The sequence below is a fragment of the Neptunicella sp. genome, assembly GCF_048268085.1.
Lineage (GTDB): Bacteria > Pseudomonadota > Gammaproteobacteria > Enterobacterales > Alteromonadaceae > Neptunicella.
The window spans coordinates 146,432-170,095 of the sequence record NZ_JBLWWF010000006.1; the positions used below are offsets into that span (position 1 = coordinate 146,432).

Sequence of the window (23,664 nt, forward strand, 5' to 3'; positions counted from 1 at the left end):
GCGTCCGTTACATCCAGTCTCGTGGATCGGACTCCGCCAAATAAAGCGCCCGATTGGTTAACTGATAAACACTATCAATCGGTACATAAGGCAATGATAACGCGCCTGAAGCAATAATAATCTGTACGTTTGCTACCCCCAAACGACGCTGCCCACGCGATTGACTGAAGCTGATTTTCTGGACTTTATATAAAGGGAAAAGCGTGATTTTTTGACCAATAAAACCGCTACGCACCGCAGCATAGTCCTGATCGAACCATAAACCATAGCGACGATAATTCAGGTAAATAATCAGCAATAGTGGCGCAAGTAACACTAAACCAAACCATATTACAGGAGCAAACCAGCCCCCAATCCCACACAGTAAACCAATAGGCAGCAGCCAAAAATAACCAAATACACGTCGCACATAGGCTGAGTGAATGGGCGTAAAGGCCTGGTTGCCACCATGGGTAGCAAAAACGCGCTGACTAATGGCTTGCCATTTATCGGGCGGCAACAACGGGATCATAATGTCTTTGCTGGCTGCCATACTGAAGTTAGCCGTGCCAAACTGTTTAAAACTTAGAGAAACACGGTTGAGTAATCGGGCGATCATATTTTGCGAGATTTGAATCGATTGGACTTTATGTTTTGCGACCGATATTTGCTGGCGTTCCAATAAACCGGCAAAACGAGTCAATTTGCTCTGATCATCAAATAAACGAAAATTATAATAACGCAGCAAGGCTGCCAGCACCGAAAACCCAATCACCACAGCCACAACCAATATCAGTAACACAATCGCCGCCACGGCTTTACCGTTTTGCAGTTCGATCCCCATGAACGTCAATATATGTTCTATTTCGGGGATCACATAACGCTTGGTTAGCTCACCAATATCATCGATAAAGGGCATAAACGCTGCCAGCAATACCAGTACCGTCATATTGGTTAAACCGTATTTAGCAGCCTCTTTATTATCTAGTTGCAAAACCAGTTCACCACTGTCATGGATGGCTGTTTCCGTCTGGTTTTCCACATCCTGTGATGACCGGCTGTTGTCATGTTGCTGACGATGATAATTAAACACTGCCTGACGCACTTGAGTGGCAAAATCACCACTGACACCGGGTAAATTCACCTCGGCTTTACTGGAACCGGCCGAATCAAAAATACAGTTAACTAATTTAAACGGACTGAAATAAAAGGGAATGGCGATATTGACGTTTTGCACTCGGGAGAAATTCAGGTTCAAACGCTGTTTTTTAAACACGCCCTGATCCACTAAAATCTCGTTGTCCTGAATACGAAATTTGTAGTTCCACCAATACAACGCGGCAAACAATACAATCAACAACAGCAGCACCGGCAAGGTAATACTCAACCAGAACAATTTATTGTCCACCGACGCAATAAATACCGCTAAGCCAGGCAATGCAGTTTGCAACCCCTCTTTTATAAAGCGCAGGGTGAATTTAACCATAAAATAGGCAATGGCGACGGGTGATAGCCGTGTCCAAGCTTGTGCTGTATTGGCCGCACGAGACACCGTTTTTTCAGATGTCATCATTATCGTGCTTATCCTCAACCTGGTCAGCAAGGTCTAAACCGGCTTTTTGCAATACTTTGTACTTAATTTGCTCAGCCCGCTGCACTTCAAGACCAGACACTTTTAAGTCCGCCCCAGCGCCACCAGCGGTATAAAATTTTAAGCTGGCCAAACCTAATTTTCGTTCAATTGGACTGCGATGCGTTTCCAGATGTTGAATACGATTAAACGGTACAATTGTCACCGAACGCCAGAACATGCCTTTTTTAAATAAAATATCCTGCTCACGCAAACGCACACCTTTGTATTTATGGCTGGCAAACGTATGCCAGTAGCTGAACGCCATCACTAATACAACCAACAGCAACCCTAGCTTAACCAATAAAGTAAATGGGATATTCGCCACCACCAATAAAATAGCGACACCGGCCAATAAAATGCTGTTGAAAATAGTCGCGCTCCAGAATGACTCCCAAGGCGCGTTATCGGCTAGCGGTTCGTAGGTTTGTTGTTCGACTTGGGGAAGCTCGTCACTGGCGATAGGTTGATTGGAAAATGTTGGCACCGTTAAATCCACTTACGTCATTGAATGGAGTTAACTTACCACCTCACCGCTTGTTTAGAAATATGGCTGATGCATAAAGCGGCGCGTGCTAATAAAGTTCACCGTGAAGAAACGGAGCCATCGCCAGTATTAATGCCTGATGATAAGCGCTTTCCCGGCTAGCATGACCGTTGGTGAATAGGCCAATGGCACCACCTTTTTGCTTAATATTGTGGGTATTAAATAGCTTGTCGATAAGGGGGCCTAATTCCTCTCCTTTTAACAACGCCTGATAAATGGAATGAGGTAAAGGTAAGTTGGCGCTACGACCAATGGATTGTCGTTTACCATCATTAATCACCACGTACGCAAAAGTGGCGGCTCCGTATTCAAACTGGTCAACACCACCTTCAATCGCCACATAATAATCAGCGTCTTGCTGAGCCTGACAATACTCCACCCGATTTTTAGCACCTAATAGGGTTTCAGCGGCACTCATAGGTTGATCAGCAACCGCCGAAGGCGCGCTTATCCCCACACATTCAATGGATGATGACTCAAGTACCGCACTTAATGCTCTGCGCACGGCATTAACTTTAACCGGATTGGTAGACCCGACAATCACCTTAATTTTGCTTTCTTGCATGTTAACCACCAATAAATTCTGACCAGGACAGTAACGCTTGTTTAAAGTCGGCTAAACCACAACCTGCCTGATGCTCCTGATCGTAATATTCTGTACCTTCGGGCAATTCACTTTGCTCACCAACCAGCAAATCCTTACTGATAACATCCACTTCATCTTGACTTAAATTAAGCACAAACTCCTGTCCAACCAAGCGATACTCATCGATTTGACGCTGTTCCAATTGAGCAATGATTAATAACAAATGCTGGGCGCTTGAATGGGTAGCCAACTCATCACTGAACCAGCGGCCAAAAGCTTCTGCGCCCATTGAAAAGTGCGCAACAGGTTTAGCATTGTCATTACGGGTAAATTGATATTCCATTGATGAGGGTAACTTAGTTAAAAAGCTGAAACGAAGCGCGAATTGCGCCATAAACAGTATCGGTTTACAAGTAACATTCGCATGTTGTCAGCCTATGCAAATCAGAAACAGACGCTCCCTTAAAGCGGACAAATAATGTAATGGGTAACCGTCTGCAACGCCCGTAAATTCTGCGTAAAAACGGATAATACTAACCTGAAGCGCGGAAAATTATCTGCTTTATATCGATAAAACAACGATTAATTACGCTCAAATGCCGCTGCTTGAAAACAAAATATCTTAAGATAACAGCACTCGCAGAAAAACGTTTCTGCTCTTGCCGTTCCTTGTTGTTAAAACGGAACCGTCTTTTTCTGGTAGCTAAAAACGCTGCCCTTATCCAAAGGAGCATTTAATGCGAAAAACTGTCTTCGCCATTGCTGCACTCAGTACCATGATGACAATGGCTCAATCTGCCCAGGCTGATATTCCCGAGCCGCAAGATAAAGCCTATCACGGCACAATTAAGCTTAACGTTGATGCCACAGATCTAACCCATCGAGTTTTCCGTGTGCAGGAAACCGTTCCGGTTCAAGCCGGTCCGATGACCTTATTATATCCAGCCTGGATCCCGGGACACCATTCTCCAACTGGCCCCATCGATAAACTGGCAGGTCTGAAAATTACCGCCAACGGCAAAGTGATTGAGTGGGAACGGGATCAAGGCAACGTTTACGCCTTTAATATCAATATTCCTAAAGGCGTCAAAAAAATTGATGTCAGTTTCGAATATTTATCTGCGCAAAACTCCGATCAAGGCCGAGTGGTTATGACACCGGAAATGCTCAATTTACAATGGGATACCGTGGCCTTGTACCCAGCCGGCTATTACACTCGTCAGATTCAGGTTGAACCTAGTGTGACCTTGCCTAAAAACTGGAAATTTGCCACTGCACTTGAACAGGACGGCCATAAAGGTAATACCTATAAGTTTGATGATATTGATTTTGAAAACTTGGTTGACTCCCCCATGTTTGCCGGTATCCACTACAAGAAAGTCGATTTAGATCCCGGTGCTGACACCCCTGTATTCCTGAATATATTTGCCGACCGGGAAAAAGATCTGGAAATCAGTGACGAAGGCTTACAAGCTCACCGAAACCTAATCCAACAAGCTTACAAAGTGTATGGCGCTCACCACTATGATCACTATGATTTCCTGCTTGCGTTGACCGACAAGTTAGGCGGCATTGGCATGGAACATCACCGTTCCAGTGAAAACAGTGGCAAGGAAAATTATTTTTCCGAGTGGGATAAGTCTTGGTTAGGCCGTGACTTACTCGCCCACGAGTTTAACCATTCCTGGGATGGTAAGTACCGCCGCCCCGCTGGTATCTGGACGCCTACCTACAATCAGGTCAAACGTGATCATGGTTTGTGGGTTTATGAAGGTCAAACCCAGTACTGGGGCAACGTGTTTGCGGCCCGTGCAGGTTTGATTGATCAGGACAAAACCATGGATATGATGGCCAGCCTGGCTGCAACCTATGATCGTGGTCGTCCCGGTATGCAATGGCGTAATATTTTAGATACGACTAATGATCCAACCATCGCTCAACGTTCCCCATTGCCTTATCGTAACTACCAGATGAGTGAAGACTATTATCGTGGTGGTCAACTTATTTGGTTAGCGGTGGATGCAAAAATCCGTGACCTTTCGGGCAATAAAAAGAGCTTGGATAACTTTGCCAAAGCTTTCTTCGGGATCAATCCGGGTGACTGGAAAGTGAATACCTATGAGTTTGAAGATGTGGTCAACACGCTTAATCAGGTGCAAGCATACGATTGGACAACATTTTTAACTAGTCGCCTGAAAGGCCATGTTAATTTGTCAGATTCAATGGCCGATCAAGGTTGGAAGCTAATTTATAATGATCAAGCCTCTGATGCAGTCAAAGCCATTGAAGGACGCTACAAAAGTACCGATCTATTGTATTCGTTAGGCTTTATGGTTTCCAATAAGGGAACACTTAGAGATGTTATCTGGGACAGCCCTGCCTTTAATGCAGGATTAGCACCGAGCATGACCATTCTCGCCGTTAACGGAATTGAGTTTGATGGTGAAACAATTAAAGATGCCGTGACTGCCGCTAAAGACAGTAAAGCACCTATTGAATTATTGGTGAAAAACTTCAACCAATATCACACCATAAAAATTGATTATCATGGTGGTCTACAGTACCCACATCTGGTACGGATTAAAGATAAGCCAGATTACCTGACTCAGGTATTAGCGACACGCAAGTAGTTTTAGTAGGGTAAACCTCCCTTAGTATTGCTAATCAATTAAAAGCCAAACATGATGTTTGGCTTTTTTATATCCTTTTTATAAAAACATGCCGCCAGAGACTTCAATGCGCTGTGCCGTAATCCACTGATTATCGCCACTCAATAATGAGGCAAGCAGAAGCGAGTTCAGGTTTTTATGGACTGGCTAACCTTGCTGATTAAAGATTACATACAAGGTTAGCCAATAGTACGCTAACTGTGTCCTTCCGCTTGCGCCAGACGCACTTCCAAAAATAATCGGCTTAGCAGCAAATTATTGGAATGGTCCTGTAATGCCTTGGCAAAGTCGGCAATTTTGTGATTCACCTTTTCGACCGGCTCTTCTTTAACATTAAGCGATAACGAATATTCAAATTGATGTTCTTCCAATGCGCCTTTCATGCGATCAACGACCACTTCGGTCAATTTATCTGAAGCATTGGATTGATTAAGTAATGAACGAACTGTGTTTTCGATGGAAATCCAGTCTCTGACTGATTTGGTAGGAAATTCAATAATGTTACTCATAATTTTCACGTCCTTACATTAGTTGGATCTACGAAAAAGCGAGTGATATGGGCTAACGCCCCCGATTTTTAACACCTCATACTTATTAAATTTATCTATTTCTCACTGTCAATTGAGTAAACAACAGGACAGCATTGCTCTGTTATACAGGAGATTCCCTGGTAAAAGCCAGTATTCAACATAAATTTTCTTAATTTAACTAACTGGCGATAATTGACCACTAGACGAAAAATCATTGTCGTTCTTTGCCTGTAGCTAGTGACTTTAACAACCCAATACACCGCTTAATTGATTACCTGCCCAAGTTTTGCAACATACTGATTTAAATTGGAATCGAACTTATTTAATGCGCTAATAGGCACAAAACGCAGTCTCTATCAGATTAACTTTACATCCCTAAAAGCTGGTTAAACTTGTCCCTCAACATGTCTCGAAGTATCAGTACTGCGGGGGTAATTTGTGTACGGCCAGGACTCATTAAATTCAACTCAATACTGGGAGAATGATAATCAGGTAACACCCTAACCAGTCTTCCAGCTCTGAGGTCTTCACTTAAATCCAAGCGGGATTTAAACGCAATACCTTTACCTGCAAGTGCCCAGCGGCGCACTACATCACCATCATTAGCACAACGATTACTCTGGACTTTAATTTTAACTCTGTCTTTATGCTCGGACAGTAATTCCCAGCGATCATTAATACGGTTGTTAAGTTGAAACACCAAACAATTGTGTTGTAACAGATCTTCCGGCTTTTTTGGCACACCAAAGGTCGTTAAATAACTTGGCGATGCACACAATATTCGATCAATAGTTGCGAGTTTAAAAGCCACCATTGAAGAATCATGCTGGTTACCATAGCGAATGGCTAAATCCACTCTATCCAAATAAAAATCGGCAATCGAGTCGCCCAGCAACAAACTAATAGATAACTCAGGGTGGCGATCCATAATCTCATCCATCCAACCTAATAGTAAGTTACGCCCCAGATCCGAGGGAGCCGATACTCTTAATTCACCGGCAATTTCCCCTTTTATTGCATGGATAGCTGCTCTACCCGCTTCCAGATTAGCTAATGCTTCGCGACAATAAACTAAAAATCGTTCCCCTTCAGTTGTGAGCCTAAGTTGTCTGGTAGAACGAATAAACAATTGAATTTGAAGTTGCTTCTCTAACCGTTTAAGGGCTGCACTGGCCGCCGCAGAGGTCATATCTAGTTGCTCGGCAGCCCGGGATATACTGCCGTTGTCAGCAGTGTGCACAAAAAGAACAAGATCGTTTGTATTCATTATCAAATATTTTTTGATTATGTTTCGCTTATTATCCTGTTTATAGCATGATTATATTCGTCAATAATAGTCCTACTGAATTTTACAACCTAACTAACCGTGTTACGTCACAGATAAAATCAAACAAACAGGATTAAATATGAAAGCAATTGGTTATTTACAGCCTCAATCCATTGAACAGCAAGATTCGCTAATGGACATTGAATTGGCCACACCAAAAGTTACCGGATCCGATTTACTCGTTAAAGTACAGGCCATATCAGTTAACCCAGTGGATACGAAAGTGCGTTCTTCAGCAACCCCCAATGAGGGCGAACATAAAATCCTCGGTTGGGATGCGGTAGGTGAAGTGGTTGCCGTTGGCGAACAGGTTAGTCTTTTCAAGGTGGGAGATAAGGTCTGGTATGCTGGTGACATTACCCGCTCAGGCTCAAATGCTGAATACCAGCTGGTAGATGAACGTATCGTCGCAAAAAAACCGGTTTCGTTAACCAATGCCGAAGCGGCAGCGATGCCTTTAACGGCTATCACCGCGTGGGAATTATTGTTTGACCGGTTAGACTTTACCCCTTCAAAAGCAGGACAACCCCCTTCCCCCGCCGAAACGTCAACACCTCAGCCACATATTTTAATTACGGGTGCCGCTGGCGGTGTGGGTTCTATTCTGGTTCAACTGGCCGTGCAGATCACCAATGCTACGGTGATAGGCACCGCATCCAGACCCGAAACTCAAGAGTGGGTAAAGCAGTTAGGCGCGCATCACGTTATTAATCACCATCAACCATTATTACCGCAATTGAATGCACTTGGCATCGATAACGTTACTCATGTCATTAGTCTGACCCATACTGATCAGCACTTTGAGCAACTGGTAGAAGTGTTAGCACCACAGGGTAAGTTGGCGTTGATCGATGACCTCAAGAATCCGATCGACATTATGAAACTAAAGTTAAAGTCGTTGTCTTTGCATTGGGAATTGATGTTTACCCGCCCCATGTTCAAAACATGGGACATCAGCAAACAACATGATTTGCTTACGCAAGTGGCTAAACTGGTTGATGAGGGCGTGATTAAAACCACTATTGGTGAACATTACGGAACCATTAATGCCAGCAACCTCAAACGGGCACATGCTCATATTGAAAGTAAACAGGCCATGGGAAAAGTGGTTTTAGAAGGATTTTAGCCTGTAAGCACAAACATTGACGCAAGGCCATGATGGCCTTGCGTCAAACCATTTCATAAATCCAATCACTACCACATTAATGCATTCTAATTTCGACGGCTTACTTTTATACAAACTCGACTACACTTAACTTTATTCACCGATATGGATGTCACTGAATATGTTAAATCTCACATTACGTTATACCCTTGTCATTATCGTTGTTGGTCTGCCTTTTTATTGCTTGTCCATACCACCAGCTAACCATCAGCCATTACAACTAGCCAATATTTATCATGCCGGAATTCCGGTCAATGAATACTGGATAAGTGAAAAACTGGACGGTATTCGCGCCCGTTGGGATGGCACGCAATTACTGACCCGCAATGGCAATCTAATCCATGCGCCCAAATGGTTTGTTAAAGATTTTCCACAACAGAGTCTGGATGGTGAATTATGGATTGCGCGTAATAGTTTTGAACAAACAACCTCGATTGTATTAGATGACAAACCGGGTAAAGGTTGGCAAAAAGTCAAACTGATGTTGTTTGATTTACCCAATGACCCCGGCACTTTTAGTCAGCGACTGACCATATTGGAAACCCTGGTCAGTAACGCCCATAGCCCTTATTTACAGCTGATCCCGCAATTTAGACTGGATAACGAACAACAGTTAACCGCCAAGTTAGATGAATTGGTCGCTCAAGGCGCAGAAGGATTGATGCTGCATCATCAGGATGCATTTTATCAAGATGGCCGCAGCGATAAGTTATTTAAACTAAAAAAGTATCAAGATGCCGAAGCCACCGTTATTGCTCACCTACCCGGAAAAGGCAAATACCAGAATATGCTGGGCGCGTTGTTAGTAGAATTGGAAGACGGTACCCAATTTAAAATAGGCAGCGGATTTAGTGACTTACAACGACAAAATCCACCGCCAATAGGGTCATTAGTTACTTTTAAATACTATGGGAAAACCAGCAGAGGCATACCACGATTTGCCAGCTTTATGCGCGTCCGGGAGGAGCAATAGTATATTTTTTGCAAAACTGTTTAAGACCCGCTGAGCTAAAACGGATAACGCGCGAATCCAGGTCCTGCTTTGCCCACTGACGAGTTAACGTGTCATGCAAAATCCACTTTCCCAAGCTCCCGGCCAGATGATTAACCCGTTCACTCCAGTCCAGACAGGACTTACACAAGGGTCGTTTAGCTCTGCTCAGTGAATCAATATCAACGCCCATTTGCTCAAAGAAACCTTTGCCTTTATCTGTCAGCACAGTCATGTCTGATTTATCCAGCAATATATCCTGTTCAACTAACGCCTTATACAATGCAACGCCCCATTCACCGGCCAAATGGTCATAACAAACACGGGATTTTTTTAATGCCGTATCGGTTGGTCCGGTTACAATATTGGACGCATTCAAGCTGGCGCTAATATTCAACAGCTGTTCCAGCAATTCGGCAATAGTGTGATCTGTTAACTGAAAGTACTTGTGCCTTCCCTGCTTACGTACAGTTAAAAGCTGGCTTTGCACCAGCTTAAGCAAGTGGCTGCTGGCCGTTTGCGCAGTGATGTTACCCTCCAGCGCCAGTTCGGTGGCGGTCAAGGCCTTCCCTCCCATCAATGCCATCAACATTTTTGCACGGACTGGCTCACCAATCAGGCTGGCAACAGTTGAAATATCTGGCTGGATTGAAATCATCGCTTAGTTCGATCCGCGTCGAAGCATGTATAAGTCATCCTGTTAGATTACCGCAAAATTCATGCGGAGACATACAATGACAATTACCTGTTTTATTGAATATCAGCTTGATCCGGCAAAACTGGAACAATTTGAGCAATACGCCAACAACTGGGCTGAGATTATTCCTTCTTGCGGAGGCGAGCTCGTCGGTTATTTTATGCCGCACGAGGGCAGCAACAATATCGCCTATGGCCTGATCAGCTTTAACAGTCTCGCCGATTATGAAGCCTATCGACAGCGATTGCGCGAGTGTTGTAACGGCAAAGATAATTTCAAATTTGCCCAACAACAACAGTTTATTTTACAGGAAAAACGCAGCTTTTTGCGGACGATCGATACCACCTATATGCGACCTGCCAATACTGAGGTACAACCATGCTAGCGGTTATTTTTGAAGTCACGCCCACCGCCCAAGGTCGGCAACAATACTTTGATATTGCTGCCGATCTCAAAGCGGCATTAATCAAAATCGACGGGTTTATTTCAGTAGAACGTTTTCAAAGTCTGACCAACCCCGACACCTTTTTATCCTTGTCATTTTGGCGGGATGAAGAAGCAGTATGCCATTGGCGTAATTTGACCGAACACAGAGCGGCCCAACGACAAGGACGCGATACGCTTTTTGAACATTACCGTATTCGTGTTGCGCAAGTTTGCCGTGATTACAACCATCAACAACGTGAACAAGCTCCGGATGACAGGCTCTAGCTAACTTACACAGATTTAACACAAGGAATAACAATGGAATTGCTTAACTATCTTAATCAACATTTTTATACTCGCGAACAACTGCTAAGCATTAGCCAGATTAGTGACGAACAAATGCAACAATGGCAGTCAGACAAAATAATGCCACAAGCCTCGTATCGCCTGGATATTCAGCTAGATTGCGACTCTTTTTTTGGTTTATCCACACAACATCAACAAGTTGAATATTATGCTAAAGGCTATATAAGCTGGATTGGAATACTGTCGACCGGCGTAGATACCAAGCAAGTATTTGCGCTTTTTAGCCAACGCTATAAAGCGCGTTTGGATCAGCTACAACAGCAAGGATTTAGTAACAGGCACGATAAATTAAACCATAATTTTAAGGCGCATATTCAACAGGAATGGCGGTCATTTCTGGATGGCACTTACGGATTATGCACCCAAAGCGGGCTACCGGAAGATATTGCCGCCAAGGAACTGGCCATCATTGTGATTAATCAATTCATTGAGCATCCCAGTCTATCAACAGCACAGTTATCACAACTGGAACAGGCAATTAATTTACTCGATAAAGCTAGCGCACTCTTTGCCCCACATGAACGTAAAACCAGTTCACGGCAACGTTTGGTAAATGATTTAAGACGTAAATATGATTTAAGTGCCAGTTTGTAATGGGTTGAAGTCTGTCAGAACGGTGACTTTACGATGTAAATAAAAAATCAGCTTTAAGCGGTTTTACACATAAATATCCAGATGACCATCTTCGTCTTTATCATCATCGGATTCAGCATCCTGCTCTTGTTTGGGCTTTTTAGACTTGGCTTGATGCTTCTTTTCCTGTTTTTCACGGGCATCTCTTTCTTCAGCCGTCAGCGACTTTTCTTCGTCATTGGTTTCACGAATTTTGGCTTCTTTACTGACTTGCTCTACCTTAAATTCGTCTTTGACAATAGCAACTTGCCCTTCTCTGGGTAAAACAGAAAAAATTAAATCACTGACCATAGGTTTTATCTTATCCCTTGGGATCCCTTATCGTTGTTACAATCATATCGGATTAAATTGATTAAACTTTAACCACCTTAGTTAGTCTGACCGACGCTGGCAATATAAATTCAATCTTTTATATTTGTCTCATCAACATGCAGCTTAAAACCGTTAGCAATAACAATGGGGTAAAAATTATAAATAAATACATAATTATCCATTGCAATGCCACTACGCATTGGTTAATTTATGCCTTCCTTAGCGAATAATGAAAACGCAAAAAAATTATGAACAACCTGAAAGCATTACATCACCACCATCATATAGCATAACCTTTCAGGTTCGTGCTGGAAGGTCTATGGACACCTTCCAGTGGAACAGTTTAACGACTAAACCCCCGGCAGGTGACTACCGGGGGTTTTTTATTTCAGGTTTATACTTTTTCGATTACAACAAAGGCGACATATAGCAATGACAGATACCAACCGACTCAGAATTGCCGTACAAAAATCCGGACGTTTATGCGATGGCAGCATGGAACTGCTTAAAGCAATCGGGGTTAAACTTTCTATCCGTGACAGACTGCTTATTGCTCATTCTACCAATCTGCCAATTGATTTATTGCGGGTACGTGATGACGACATTCCCGGCTTAGTGATGGATGGTGTGGTCGATTTAGGCTTTATTGGTGAAAACGAGTTGGAAGAAAAAATGCTCGAACGCCAGGCAACCGGCCGCAATGCCAGTTACCAGGAACTGACCAAACTGGATTTCGGTGGTTGTCGTTTGTCCATTGCGGTACCCAATGAGTTTAACTATCAGTCGGTACAGGATTTTAATGGTAAATCCGTTGCTACCACTTACCCTTACTTGCTGGAACGCTATTTTAAATCAGAAAATGTCGATGTCAGTGCCGTTATGCTCAATGGTTCGGTAGAAGTCGCTCCTCGTGCCGGATTAGCTGACGCCATTTGTGATTTAGTTTCTACCGGTGCCACATTAGAAGCCAACGGTTTACATGAAGTACAGGAAATATTCCGTTCCACCGCAGTGCTAATTCAGCGCAGCGGCACCATGTCTGAATCCAAACAGGCGTTAATCAATAAATTAATGCCGCGGATTGCTGGAGTAATGCAAGCTAAAGAAAGCAAATACATTATGCTGCATGCCCCCAAAGACAAGTTAGATCAAGTCAAAGCATTGTTACCCGGTGCGGAAAACCCCACCATGTTGCCGTTAGCAGGTAATGACAATACCGTGGCGATTCACGTGGTTTGTACCGAAACGCTGTTTTGGGAAACCATGGAAAAACTCAAATCACTGGGTTGTAGTTCGATATTAGTCATGCCAATCGAAAAAATGATGGGTTAACGGGCAGAGTAGACAACGAAAATGAAAATTTGGTCACAACTCAATAGTACAGAACAACAGGCGTTATTAGCGCGCCCGGCCCTGTCTGATAGCCTTGAACTAACCAACACCGTGCGGCAGATCATTCAAACCGTGCGCGAACAAGGTGACAGCGCATTGCTGGATTTTAATCGCAAATTTGATGGTGCCAATTTAACTCAGTTAGCCTTGCCTAAGGCTGAATTAACCAGTGCTGAACAAGAACTTAGCGAAGAGATAAAACAGGCGATCCGGTTGGCATACAACAATATTCGCCAGTTTCATGCCGCGCAAATGCCGCAAGATAGCAAAATCGAAACCACCCCAGGGGTAATTTGCGAACTTAAACATAGCCCGATTGCTGCCGTGGGTTTGTATATTCCCGGTGGTACGGCGCCCTTGCCTTCTACAGTGTTAATGCTAGGCACCACCGCGCAAGTGGCCGGTTGTGCACGTAAAATACTCTGCACACCAGCAGGAAAAGATGGCCGCATTGCCGCCGAAATTCGCTATGCCGCAACATTGTGCGGTATTGATGAAGTCTATCGGGTTGGTGGCGCACAAGCTATCGCGGCCATGGCCTTTGGTACTGAATCAATTGGCAAAGTAGATAAAATATTTGGTCCGGGTAACAGCTATGTGACAGAAGCCAAACAGCAGGTCAGCCAAGTTGCTGACGGTGCCGCCATCGATATGCCGGCTGGGCCGTCTGAAGTATTGGTCATTGCCGATAGCAACGCTAATGCCGAATTTGTCGCCGCGGATTTATTATCCCAAGCCGAACATGGCACCGACTCACAAGCCATTTTGGTTTGTGATAGCCGTGAAGTCATTGACGCAACCAAACAGGCGGTAGAACGTCAGCTAGCACAACTAAGCCGTAAAACCATTGCCGAACAAGCGATGCAAAACAGTCGTTATATTTTAACTGACTCTATCGAGCAATCGTTACAAGTATCCAATGCTTATGCGCCGGAACACCTTATTCTGCAACTGGATAATGCCCGCAATTATTTGCCTAAATTAACCAATGCCGGTTCGATTTTTGTCGGCCAATGGTCGCCTGAATCAGCCGGTGATTATGCCAGCGGTACCAATCACGTATTGCCCACTTATGGTTATGCACGTAATTATTCCAGTCTGGGATTAATGGATTTTTTGCGCCGTTATACCGTGCAGGAACTGAGCAGTCAGGGATTACAAAATATTGGCCCAGCGATTATGACCTTAGCCAATGCCGAAGGACTGGATGCGCATAGACAAGCCGTGGCCATTCGACTGGAGGCATTAAAATGAGTGCAGCTAATTTAGTTGACCAGCTACTTTGTGAAAATTTAAAAGCCTTGCAGCCCTATCAATCGGCACGGCGCTTGTTTTCTGGTGAAGGAGCTGGAGAAAAAGGTATCGATGGCGCTGACGAAAATCAACCTGCCTGGCTTAATGCTAATGAATCACCTTTTGCTAATGAGTACACGTTAAATTGTGCCAGCTTAAACCGCTACCCCGATTGCCAGCCTCCATCAGTTATCAAAGCTTACGCTAAGTATGCGGGGGTAACACCGGCGCAAACCTTAACTTCACGGGGCGCGGACGAAGGTATCGAGTTATTAATTCGCGCGTTTTGCACGCCGGGGCAAGATAAAATTTTAATCTGCCCACCCACTTACGGCATGTATGCCATCAGTGCTGAAACCTTCAATATCGGGGTGGAAAAAGCCCCGTTAAACCATGATTTCAGTCTGGATCTGGAGGCCATCAAAGCACAGGTCGGCAAGGTAAAACTGGTATTTATATGCTCACCGAATAACCCCACCGGCACCGATGTAGGTAAACAACAGTTAATCCAAGTACTGGAAGCCTTTGCCGGCAAGGCATTGGTCGTAGTGGATGAAGCTTATATCGAGTTTACCCAGCAAGGCAGTTGGGCGGATGAATTGGCCAATTACTCCAATTTAGTGGTACTACGTACCTTATCGAAAGCCTTTGCACTGGCCGGTATCCGTTGTGGTTTTACCTTAGCCGATGAAGCCGTGATTCAGGCTTTACTCAAAGTGATCGCGCCATATCCGGTGCCTGAACCGGTGGCTCAAATCGCCAAACAGGCATTAAGTGATTCAGGGTTGCAACGCACACGCAATCAGGTCGCAATTATCAATCAGCAAAAACAGCAACTTCAGCAACAACTGGCGCAAATTCCACAAGTGACTTTAGTGGGCGATACAGCGGCCAATTTTATTTTGTTCAGAACCGGGCAAAAACAGGCTTTATTTGAATCGCTGGTGGCAAAAAATATCTTAATTCGTGACCAGTCCAAACAACTTAATCTGGATAATTGCCTACGTATTACCATTGGCAATGACCGACAGAACAAAATGGTGCTCAGCGCCATTCAGCAATTTTTTCAGCAGGAGAGCAGTAACTCATGAGTCAACACGCTATTTTATTTATCGACCGTGACGGTACGCTGGTTGAAGAACCGGCTGTAGATAAACAACTGGATTCGCTGGAAAAGCTGGTATTTGAACCCGCTGTAATACCCGTGTTGCTCAAACTGCAACAAGCCGGATTTCGTCTGGTAATGGTATCCAATCAGGATGGCTTGGGCACCGACAGCTTCCCGCAGGCGGATTTTGCCGCGCCACATAACAAGATGATGGATTTGTTTACCAGTCAGGGCGTGATCTTTGATGATGTTTTAATTTGCCCGCACTTTGATGCCGACAACTGCAGCTGCCGTAAACCTAAGCTAGGTCTGGTCAAAGATTATCTGCAGCAAGGTAAAGTGGATTTTACTCGCTCTTTTGTGATTGGTGATCGTCAAACCGATATACAGTTAGCTGAGAATATGGGTATTCAGGGTATTTTATATCACCGCGATAGCAACAACTGGAACGCGATTGAAAAACAGTTAACCAGTCAGAACCGCACTGCCGAAGTACACCGTAAAACGTCCGAGACCGATATTCTGGTCAAGGTAGATCTGGATTCCAGCGCTAAATCAGAGATCCACACCGGCATCGGCTTTTTTGATCACATGCTCGATCAAATCGCTACCCACGGCGGTTTTAATATGACCATCAAAGTAGACGGTGATTTACATATCGATGAACACCATTCGGTAGAAGATACCGCGTTGGCCTTAGGTGAAACCTTGCGTAAAGCACTGGGTAATAAACGCGGTATTGGTCGCTTTGGCTTTGCCTTGCCGATGGACGAATGTCGCGCCGAATGTGTATTGGATATCTCCGCCCGCCCCTGGCTAAAATTCGATGCTGAATTTACGCAAGAGCGCGTAGGTGAAATGTCGGTACAGATGATTGGCCACTTTTTCCGTTCGTTGTCGGACAGCATGGGGATTTCCCTGCATTTATCCACCACCGAAGGTAACGCTCACCATCAGGTAGAAAGCCTGTTTAAAGTATTTGGCCGTGCGTTGCGCCAAGCAATTAGCAAACAGGGTGATGAACTGCCATCCAGTAAAGGGGCGTTGTGATGCAGTTGGTGATTGTCAACACCGGCTGCGCCAATATTTCCTCGGTGCGATTTGCGGTAGAACGGTTGGGCTATCAGGTACAGGTTTCTGATAATGCCGAAATTATCCAGCAAGCCGACAAAGTCTTTTTGCCCGGTGTGGGTTCGGCCAATGCCGCTATGGCACAAATTCAGCAAAAAGGGTTAGTTCCGGTGATTCAACAACTTAAACAGCCTGTTTTAGGGATCTGTTTAGGCATGCAGTTAATGACCCGCCATTCTGAGGAAGGCAATGTAAATTGTCTGGGTTTAATTGATACCGATGTGCAAAAAATGCAGGTCGGTGAATTGCGTTTACCCCACATGGGTTGGAACCAAATTAATGTTACTCAGGACAATCCGTTATTTGCGGGCATCAAAAATGGTACCTATTTCTATTTTGTCCATGGTTTTGCCGCGCCGGTTAGCGATGTCACTCTGGCCAGCTGTGATTATGGTATGGCCTTTTCGGCCAGTATCGGCCAAGACAATTTTTACGGGGTGCAATTTCACCCGGAACGCTCCAGCGATGCCGGCGCCAAATTATTACAGAACTTTATTGAGAACACCTGAAACAAGGGAACACAAATAGATGATTATTCCTGCCATAGATTTAATAGACGGCAAAGTAGTACGCCTTTATCAAGGTGACTACGGACAAAAAACTGAATATCAATTTGATCCTATAGAAGTGGTCAATCAATACGCCAGCGAAGGGGCAAGCTGGTTACATATCGTTGATTTAACCGGCGCCAAAGACACCAGTAAACGCCAGCTTAAACTGATCAGCCAAATGGTAGCCACCGGCAAAATGCAGTTTCAGGCCGGTGGTGGCGTACGTGATGAACAGGATGTGAAACAACTATTGGACGCCGGTATCAGCCGCGTAGTCATTGGATCGGTGGCGGTTAAACAGCCGGAACTGGTTAAAAGCTGGATAGAAAAATACGGCGCGGAAAAAATTGTCTTGGCGCTGGATGTCAATATCGACGAGCAAGGCAACAAACACATTGCCACTCACGGCTGGCAACAAAACAGCGGCGTGGCGCTGGAAGTATTACTGGAAGACTTTTTAACTGTAGGTGCCAAACACGTATTGTGCACTGACATCAGCCGCGATGGCACCTTAAAAGGCTCCAATGACCAACTGTATAGCGAAATGACCGCGCAGTTTCCCACTATTGAATGGCAAGCCTCAGGCGGCATCGGTAGTCTGGACGATATTAAAACTTTGCAGCCTACCAACGTATCGGGCGTGATTCTAGGTCGGGCATTATTGGAAGGTAAATTTACCCTTAGCGAAGCTATCCAAACTTGGGAGACGCGCTAATGTTGGCCAGACGTATTATCCCCTGTTTGGATGTCAAAGACGGCAAAGTGGTTAAAGGAGTTAAATTCCGTAATCACGAGATTATCGGTGATATTGTGCCGCTGGCCGAACAATACGCCAAAGCCGGTGCCGATGAACTGGTATTTTACGATATCACCGCCTCCAGCGATGCCCGTGTAGTAGATAAAAGCTGGGTCAGTCGTATTGCCCAGGTCATCGATATTCCTTTTTGTGTGGCTGGCGGAATTAAATCAGTCGAAGATGCCGGCCGTATTCTGGAAATGGGCGCGGATAAAATCTCGGTTAACTCCCCTGCTCTGACTAGCCCCGAACTGATCACCCAACTGCACGACCAGTACGGACAGCAATGTGTGGTCATCGGCATCGACAGTTTTTATAACGAAGATACCGGTTTGTATCAGGTAAACCAATTTACCGGAGATGAAAGCCGCACCGTCACCACCAAATGGCAAACGCTGGACTGGGTTAAAGAAGTGCAACAACGGGGTGCCGGTGAAATTGTACTCAATTGCATGAATCAAGATGGCGTACGCCAGGGCTACGATATTGAGCAACTGCGTTTAGTTCGTGAAGCATGCAATGTACCGCTAATCGCCTCCGGCGGTGCCGGTAAAATGGAAGACTTTAAAAACGTCTATCAGCAAGCTGATGTAGACGGCGCACTAGCGGCTTCGGTATTCCATAAAGCCATTATCGATATTCAGGAACTGAAACAGTATTTGCGCACACAAGGCGTGGAGATAAGAGAATAGCTTCGAGTGACGAGTTTCGAGCTACGAGCAAAGAACAAGCAGTCCATCGCTGTTTTCGCTTTTCGCTCGCCACTCGCAGCTCGAAACTCTTGGCTAAAGAAGGACTTTTATGAACTATGAAAAACTGGATGTTTGGCAAAGAAGTTATGCTGTTACAAAAAACGTCTACTCGGTATTTAAACAATGCAAGGATTATGGGTTTAAAGACCAGATAACCCGAAGTGCGTTATCAGTACCGAGTAATATTGCTGAAGGCTGGGAACGTTTTAGCGAAAAAGAAAAATTCAGGTTTTTATCAATCGCCAAAGGCTCTGCCGGTGAGTTAAAAACTCAATTAATGTTAGCGCGAGATATAGGCTATATGACTGCTCAACTGGCAGAACCATTAATCATTGAGATAGAAGAAATATCTAAAATGATTGGCGCACTAATGAAAAAACTACAGTGAGCGTAGCTCGTAGCTCGTAGCTCGTAGCTCGTAGCTCGTAGCTCGTAGCTCGTAGCTCGTAGCTCGTAGCTCGTAGCTCAGGAAAGGATAAATATGATCATTAATAAAGACAACATCGAGCAACTCGCCTGGGACAAAATGGACGGGCTTATTCCCTGTATGGTTCAACATGCCATCACCGGCACTATGCAAATGCAGGGCTATATGGATAAAGCCGCATTGGTCAAAACGTTAGAAACCGGCAAGGTCACCTTTTTTAGCCGCTCCAAACAGCGCCTTTGGACTAAAGGTGAAGAATCCGGCAATGTACTGGAGCTAAAACAAATCAGTGCCGACTGTGACTTGGATGCGATTTTAGCCTTGGCCATTCCCCACGGCCCCACGTGCCATAAAGGCACCGACACCTGCTGGCCCGATGCAGCGACGCCGGATTTAAGCTTTATTGCGCAACTGGAACAAGTAATCGCCAGCCGCAAAGACGCTGCCGCAGATAGCAGCTACACCGCCAGCTTATACGCCAGTGGGATTAAACGCATTGCCCAGAAAGTCGGTGAAGAAGGTGTTGAAACCGCGCTAGCGGCTACTGTGGGTGATTTGGAAGAACTCAAAAACGAATCAGCAGATTTGCTTTACCATCTGATTGTATTGCTACAAGCCAGCGGATTGAGCTTGAATGATGCAGTTGGGGTGTTGAAGGAAAGGCATAAGTAGGAAGGGTGGCGGCCTTTTAGAGGCCGTCAGTTTTTTCAAGTTAACTAGATCAGCTTAGTTCCATGAGCATACCTTCAGTAACGCCTCACTTAGCTGCACAAATATGCAGGTTAAAATACAGAACGAAGCGAAGGGAACCTTTGTATCCCAAAGATTGACTACAGTGGTTTGTTATATTTCGTCCCTACTAACTTTACTAATCTTAGGATTATAGTTGACACGTTTTGTACCAGGTCTTGCTCTATTTTCTTCTGGGAAGTGCCAAATATTGAAACTTCTATTAGGGTAAGTGTCATAAATCAGCCTATCCCAACCTAGCATTTTAGCCATTTTCGGTAAGACAGCTTCTTTTGCATTTGAAAGGCGCAAACTTGGATTAAGAAATTTGATATAACCAGAGTTGACAGCGCCTGTCAGAATATCTACTGCTTGAAGACCCAAGTGAAGTTTGGAATCTTCCATTTTTACTGAATTTACGGATCCAGAAGAACGTATATTGGAAAGCATGTTATTTGCAATTATCCCAATGACTTCGTCGTTTCTTTTGTATTTGTCAGATTTTTGATCAATATGAACAGTAAGCTTGGATTTTGTATGCCTAGCGACAGCTTTAACTAGGCTAGTATATGTTTGATAAAAAGCTTTCTCTCGATCGGACCGCCAATTTCTATAGATACTTTTTTCCACAACAATAGAGTGAAAACAACATTGGCTTTTTAACGTCATATTTAGAAGAGCTAAACACATATTTGCTTGTCCAGCACTATTCTTAATTTTTGACCACTTTAATTCACCAGTAATGCCCCACTTACTTTTCTGCTCAAGCATGTAATCATTAAATTTATCTATGCTTTTCGTTGGTACGCATAGAAGTCCAATCGAGTAGCATCGATCGCTACCAGTTGTTCCACTTTCATCTCCATATACTGTGTAATCCATTACAGATGCCTCTCATAACTGGGCTCAGTTTAACGTTAAATCTGAAACTTAATCCAAAACCGATAATATGGCGTCGCGTTGGCGACTGCAACTCAGTGGGCTGTTCGGCCGCAGCCCCCTAAGAACCCCGCGGTCAACACTTTCCAACTAAAGGCACTGTATCTGGTCAATTTTAAATTCAGGTAAACCGCCAACGTTGCAAATCCACATCCCTTCTGTTGCGACTGACTAGGAAAACTAAAATTTTGAGTCTTCACCGCGACAGCGGCCAAACGCAGTTTGGCTAATCGCGACTCCAACTTGCCTTGTGCAGGTGAAACTTGTTCGAACGGGAAAACAGGACGTTTTCCCGAGGTGCGTGCTTTGCATGGATAGCTGCCTCGTACCGGTTCGAATAAACAAGTGAAACCGCAACAAGATCAGCAAGTTGGCGGAGTTAGGGATTCTTTCGCCTCTTTCTTATCCCTAAGAAAGGGGCTCGCCCCGCATGGATGCGGGGAGAAAAAAGCTAAGGATAGCTGTAAAATCCAATAGGGTCGCGCCCATAGGACTGGGCGTGAAAAATGTCAGGGATGATTAAAGCACGATTAATTATTGAAGGATTTTTACTGCGGACTTCCTGCCCTTCACCTTTCAGCCTGCGCCAACGCTTCTGAATAGCCATTCCCCCTTATTCGCGCTACAGTAATCGACTTCTTAATTTCCATTTATGATGATAAAGGGATATTTCCATGCGCTATCTGTTGATTCCGCTGGTTGTGCTAATCACCGCATGCCAGCCACAAACACCGGACACAAAAACTATGACTAAAACCATCGAATACGGCGGTTGGCCGTCACCGATTTCTGCCGCCTCAATCGTCGAAGGCAGCCGTGGACTGTCCACATTAGCCTATGACAATGGCTATGTGTATTGGGTGGAATCGCGCCCCGAAGAAGGCGGTCGTAACACCATTATGCGCTGGAAAGAAGGTTCAGCCGCACAAGAGGTATTGGCCGCCCCGTGGAATGCCAGAACCCGGGTACAGGAATACGGTGGGCGTTCGGTGCTGGTGCACAATAATACCATCTGGTTTACCAACTTTGCCGATCAGCGCCTGTATCGTATGCCCATTGGCGAAGCGCCTAAAGCGATCACCCCTGAAGATAAAATCCGTTTTGGTGCCTGTGAGCTGGATGCGCTGCGTGATCGCCTGATTTGTATTCGTGAAGATCACCGCGCCTTAAAAGAGCCTAAAAATACTTTAGTCAGTGTGCCAGCCAACGGTATGTCGGAAGGCGAAGTATTATTCGAGGGCAGCAGTTTTGTGTCTGCACCGGGGTTGTCGCCCGATGGTAAGTCGGTTGCTTTTATCAGCTGGAATCACCCTAATATGCCGTGGGACAATACCACGCTTTGGTCAGCCGCATTTGATGCTGACGGCAAGCTCAGCCAGTTAACTGAACATAATGCGAACACGCAGGAATCGGTAATTGATCCCCAATGGGATGCACAAGGTAACCTTTATGCGATTAGCGATCGTAATAACTGGTGGTCGCTATATCAGGTAAACGACGCTGAATTCACTTTAGTAGCCAGCCAACCGGAGAATTCCGAACTGGGCGGGCCAGCCTGGACGATAGGCAAACATTATTACCATATCCGTGACGATGGTTCGATACTGGCCGAAATTACTCAGGGCGCAGTTAGTCAGTTGTATTTGCTTAATCCAGCAACCCAACAGGCGCAATCCATTACCCCTGACAGTGCCGCGATTGGCGATTTTATCGATAGCGATAGCGGCCTGTTTATTGTTCAGGATCCGAAAACACGTCCAGCTGAACTGGTCGCAGTAACCGATATCAGCAGTAATAAAACCAATGTGGTGAGAAAAACCAAAGATAATAGCCTTGATCCAGCATGGATACCCGCAACACGCGAAGTGAGCTTCCCGGTCAATGACAACGCCACCGCTTACGGCACCTATTATCCACCCACTAACCCAGATGTGTCTGCACCTGAAGGTTCTGCTCCACCACTGATTGTCATGATCCACGGTGGCCCAACGGGCAGTTCATCTCCCACTTATGCAGTTAGCAAGTATTACTGGACCAGCCGCGGTTTTGCCATTTTGGATGTGAACTACCGCGGGAGTACCGGTTATGGCCGCGATTACCGTAAAGCACTATATGGAGAATGGGGCATTGCCGATGTACAAGATGCCATTGCCGGGGCGAAATGGCTGGGCGAACAACAACTGGCCGACCGGGAAAAACTGATTATCCGAGGCGGCAGTGCTGGCGGTTATACTACCCTAGCGGCTCTCGCCACCAGCCATGTATTTAAAGCGGGTGCCAGTTATTACGGCATCAGCGATATTGAAGCGCTGGCCGGTGATACCCATAAGTTTGAATCGCGTTATCTGGATCAACTAATTGGCCCCTACCCTGAGCGCAAGGATTTATATATCGACCGCTCGCCCATTCATCATCTGGATGGCTTTAACGCGCCCCTGTTATTGCTGCAAGGCTTGGATGACAAAGTCGTGCCACCCAACCAGTCGCAAATGATATTCGATGCACTCAAAGCTAAAGGCATTCCTACTGCTTACATTCCGTTTGAAGGTGAAGGCCATGGTTTCAGAAAATCTGAGAATATTATTACGGCACTAAATGCCGAGCTATATTTCTACTCGCAAGTTTTAGGTTTGCCGCTTACCGAAGACTTACCGGCAATCGAAATCGTGGGTAAAACGCAATAAGGTT

The 23,664-nt window shown here is 45.0% G+C and carries 25 protein-coding genes and 1 other annotated feature; of the genes, 16 read left to right on the plus strand and 9 right to left on the minus strand.

Annotated elements, in window-relative coordinates:
• Nucleotides 1–7 precede the first annotated feature (7 nt).
• From ACTD55_RS06750 to ACTD55_RS06765, 4 genes are all read right to left on the minus strand, one after another.
• The gene (locus tag ACTD55_RS06750) at nucleotides 8–1,552 is read right to left on the minus strand and encodes a PH domain-containing protein (RefSeq protein ID WP_438863553.1); all 1,545 of its coding nucleotides are present in this window, start codon (nucleotides 1,550–1,552) and stop codon (nucleotides 8–10) included.
• On the minus strand, nucleotides 1,539–2,096 hold the full coding sequence (locus ACTD55_RS06755) for a PH domain-containing protein (RefSeq protein WP_438863554.1): 558 nt from the start codon (nucleotides 2,094–2,096) through the stop codon (nucleotides 1,539–1,541). The genes ACTD55_RS06750 and ACTD55_RS06755 overlap by 14 nt, the downstream gene beginning before the upstream one ends.
• Nucleotides 2,097–2,184: 88 nt before the next feature.
• A complete protein-coding gene (gene yjjX, locus ACTD55_RS06760) occupies nucleotides 2,185–2,721 on the minus strand; it encodes an inosine/xanthosine triphosphatase (protein WP_438863555.1) in 537 nt (178 codons plus the stop codon).
• A 1-nt stretch (nucleotide 2,722) separates the two neighbouring features.
• On the minus strand, nucleotides 2,723–3,085 hold the full coding sequence (locus tag ACTD55_RS06765; RefSeq protein WP_438863556.1) for a YacL family protein: 363 nt from the start codon (nucleotides 3,083–3,085) through the stop codon (nucleotides 2,723–2,725).
• Between the two features lie 394 nt (nucleotides 3,086–3,479).
• Here ACTD55_RS06765 and ACTD55_RS06770 point away from each other — a divergent pair, with 394 nt between their 5' ends.
• The gene (locus ACTD55_RS06770; RefSeq protein WP_438863557.1) at nucleotides 3,480–5,372 is read left to right on the plus strand and encodes a M61 family metallopeptidase; all 1,893 of its coding nucleotides are present in this window, start codon (nucleotides 3,480–3,482) and stop codon (nucleotides 5,370–5,372) included.
• A 233-nt stretch (nucleotides 5,373–5,605) separates the two neighbouring features.
• Here ACTD55_RS06770 and ACTD55_RS06775 read toward each other — a convergent pair whose 3' ends face one another.
• Complete coding sequence (locus ACTD55_RS06775; protein ID WP_438863558.1) at nucleotides 5,606–5,920, minus strand: hypothetical protein; 315 nt, start codon at nucleotides 5,918–5,920, stop codon at nucleotides 5,606–5,608.
• Nucleotides 5,921–6,308: 388 nt separating this feature from the next.
• Nucleotides 6,309–7,208 carry a LysR family transcriptional regulator gene (locus tag ACTD55_RS06780; RefSeq protein WP_438863559.1) on the minus strand — a complete coding sequence of 300 codons (900 nt, stop codon included), beginning with the start codon at nucleotides 7,206–7,208 and terminating at the stop codon, nucleotides 6,309–6,311.
• Between the two features lie 139 nt (nucleotides 7,209–7,347).
• Here ACTD55_RS06780 and ACTD55_RS06785 point away from each other — a divergent pair, with 139 nt between their 5' ends.
• Both ACTD55_RS06785 and ACTD55_RS06790 read left to right on the plus strand, forming a co-directional pair.
• Nucleotides 7,348–8,394, plus strand: a complete 1,047-nt coding sequence (locus ACTD55_RS06785) for a zinc-binding alcohol dehydrogenase family protein (protein WP_438863560.1) — start codon at nucleotides 7,348–7,350, stop codon at nucleotides 8,392–8,394.
• A gap of 160 nt (nucleotides 8,395–8,554) precedes the next feature.
• Nucleotides 8,555–9,406: a DNA ligase gene (locus tag ACTD55_RS06790; RefSeq protein WP_438863561.1), complete on the plus strand. Its 852-nt coding sequence runs from the start codon at nucleotides 8,555–8,557 to the stop codon at nucleotides 9,404–9,406.
• Here the strand turns inward: ACTD55_RS06790 and ACTD55_RS06795 are convergent.
• Nucleotides 9,381–10,082 (minus strand): ArsR/SmtB family transcription factor, encoded by a 702-nt coding sequence (locus ACTD55_RS06795; RefSeq protein ID WP_438863562.1) that lies wholly within the window; start codon nucleotides 10,080–10,082, stop codon nucleotides 9,381–9,383. The two genes, ACTD55_RS06790 and ACTD55_RS06795, sit on opposite strands and share 26 nt — an antisense overlap.
• 76 nt (nucleotides 10,083–10,158) lie before the next feature.
• Between ACTD55_RS06795 and ACTD55_RS06800 the strand changes: the two genes are divergently transcribed.
• The 3 genes from ACTD55_RS06800 to ACTD55_RS06810 are packed head-to-tail and all read left to right on the plus strand — an operon-like array spanning nucleotide 10,159 to nucleotide 11,507.
• Entirely contained in the window at nucleotides 10,159–10,506 is a 348-nt protein-coding gene (locus ACTD55_RS06800) for an NIPSNAP family protein (protein WP_438863563.1), read from the plus strand.
• The gene (locus ACTD55_RS06805) at nucleotides 10,500–10,832 is read left to right on the plus strand and encodes an antibiotic biosynthesis monooxygenase family protein (RefSeq protein ID WP_438863564.1); all 333 of its coding nucleotides are present in this window, start codon (nucleotides 10,500–10,502) and stop codon (nucleotides 10,830–10,832) included. The genes ACTD55_RS06800 and ACTD55_RS06805 overlap by 7 nt, the downstream gene beginning before the upstream one ends.
• A gap of 33 nt (nucleotides 10,833–10,865) precedes the next feature.
• Nucleotides 10,866–11,507 carry a DUF6058 family natural product biosynthesis protein gene (locus ACTD55_RS06810; RefSeq protein WP_438863565.1) on the plus strand — a complete coding sequence of 214 codons (642 nt, stop codon included), beginning with the start codon at nucleotides 10,866–10,868 and terminating at the stop codon, nucleotides 11,505–11,507.
• A gap of 63 nt (nucleotides 11,508–11,570) precedes the next feature.
• On the opposite strand, the gene ACTD55_RS06815 is transcribed toward ACTD55_RS06810, so the two are convergent.
• A complete protein-coding gene (locus tag ACTD55_RS06815; RefSeq protein WP_438863566.1) occupies nucleotides 11,571–11,837 on the minus strand; it encodes a hypothetical protein in 267 nt (88 codons plus the stop codon).
• Between the two features lie 289 nt (nucleotides 11,838–12,126).
• Nucleotides 12,127–12,246 (plus strand) — a sequence feature (His leader region).
• Nucleotides 12,247–12,290: 44 nt separating this feature from the next.
• Between ACTD55_RS06815 and hisG the strand changes: the two genes are divergently transcribed.
• The 9 genes from hisG to hisIE all read left to right on the plus strand — a co-directional run bounded on the left by hisG (nucleotide 12,291) and on the right by hisIE (nucleotide 19,980).
• The gene (gene hisG / locus ACTD55_RS06820) at nucleotides 12,291–13,190 is read left to right on the plus strand and encodes an ATP phosphoribosyltransferase (RefSeq protein WP_438863567.1); all 900 of its coding nucleotides are present in this window, start codon (nucleotides 12,291–12,293) and stop codon (nucleotides 13,188–13,190) included.
• 21 nt (nucleotides 13,191–13,211) lie between these two features.
• Complete coding sequence (hisD, locus tag ACTD55_RS06825; RefSeq protein WP_438863568.1) at nucleotides 13,212–14,504, plus strand: histidinol dehydrogenase; 1,293 nt, start codon at nucleotides 13,212–13,214, stop codon at nucleotides 14,502–14,504.
• Complete coding sequence (hisC, locus tag ACTD55_RS06830) at nucleotides 14,501–15,634, plus strand: histidinol-phosphate transaminase (protein ID WP_438863569.1); 1,134 nt, start codon at nucleotides 14,501–14,503, stop codon at nucleotides 15,632–15,634. The genes hisD and hisC overlap by 4 nt, the downstream gene beginning before the upstream one ends.
• On the plus strand, nucleotides 15,631–16,701 hold the full coding sequence (gene hisB / locus ACTD55_RS06835; RefSeq protein WP_438863570.1) for a bifunctional histidinol-phosphatase/imidazoleglycerol-phosphate dehydratase HisB: 1,071 nt from the start codon (nucleotides 15,631–15,633) through the stop codon (nucleotides 16,699–16,701). Before hisC ends, hisB begins: the two co-directional genes overlap by 4 nt.
• Complete coding sequence (hisH, locus tag ACTD55_RS06840) at nucleotides 16,701–17,291, plus strand: imidazole glycerol phosphate synthase subunit HisH (protein ID WP_438863571.1); 591 nt, start codon at nucleotides 16,701–16,703, stop codon at nucleotides 17,289–17,291. Before hisB ends, hisH begins: the two co-directional genes overlap by 1 nt.
• A gap of 19 nt (nucleotides 17,292–17,310) precedes the next feature.
• Nucleotides 17,311–18,048, plus strand: a complete 738-nt coding sequence (gene hisA / locus ACTD55_RS06845) for a 1-(5-phosphoribosyl)-5-[(5-phosphoribosylamino)methylideneamino]imidazole-4-carboxamide isomerase (protein WP_438863572.1) — start codon at nucleotides 17,311–17,313, stop codon at nucleotides 18,046–18,048.
• Complete coding sequence (gene hisF / locus ACTD55_RS06850) at nucleotides 18,048–18,821, plus strand: imidazole glycerol phosphate synthase subunit HisF (protein WP_438863573.1); 774 nt, start codon at nucleotides 18,048–18,050, stop codon at nucleotides 18,819–18,821. Before hisA ends, hisF begins: the two co-directional genes overlap by 1 nt.
• A gap of 109 nt (nucleotides 18,822–18,930) precedes the next feature.
• A complete protein-coding gene (locus ACTD55_RS06855; RefSeq protein ID WP_438863574.1) occupies nucleotides 18,931–19,269 on the plus strand; it encodes a four helix bundle protein in 339 nt (112 codons plus the stop codon).
• 93 nt (nucleotides 19,270–19,362) lie between these two features.
• The gene (gene hisIE, locus ACTD55_RS06860; RefSeq protein ID WP_438863575.1) at nucleotides 19,363–19,980 is read left to right on the plus strand and encodes a bifunctional phosphoribosyl-AMP cyclohydrolase/phosphoribosyl-ATP diphosphatase HisIE; all 618 of its coding nucleotides are present in this window, start codon (nucleotides 19,363–19,365) and stop codon (nucleotides 19,978–19,980) included.
• A gap of 171 nt (nucleotides 19,981–20,151) precedes the next feature.
• Here hisIE and ACTD55_RS06865 read toward each other — a convergent pair whose 3' ends face one another.
• Complete coding sequence (locus ACTD55_RS06865) at nucleotides 20,152–20,919, minus strand: DUF3800 domain-containing protein (protein WP_438863576.1); 768 nt, start codon at nucleotides 20,917–20,919, stop codon at nucleotides 20,152–20,154.
• 731 nt (nucleotides 20,920–21,650) lie between these two features.
• Here ACTD55_RS06865 and ACTD55_RS06870 point away from each other — a divergent pair.
• Nucleotides 21,651–23,660, plus strand: a complete 2,010-nt coding sequence (locus ACTD55_RS06870) for a prolyl oligopeptidase family serine peptidase (protein WP_438863577.1) — start codon at nucleotides 21,651–21,653, stop codon at nucleotides 23,658–23,660.
• The last annotated feature ends 4 nt before the right edge of the window (nucleotides 23,661–23,664 follow it).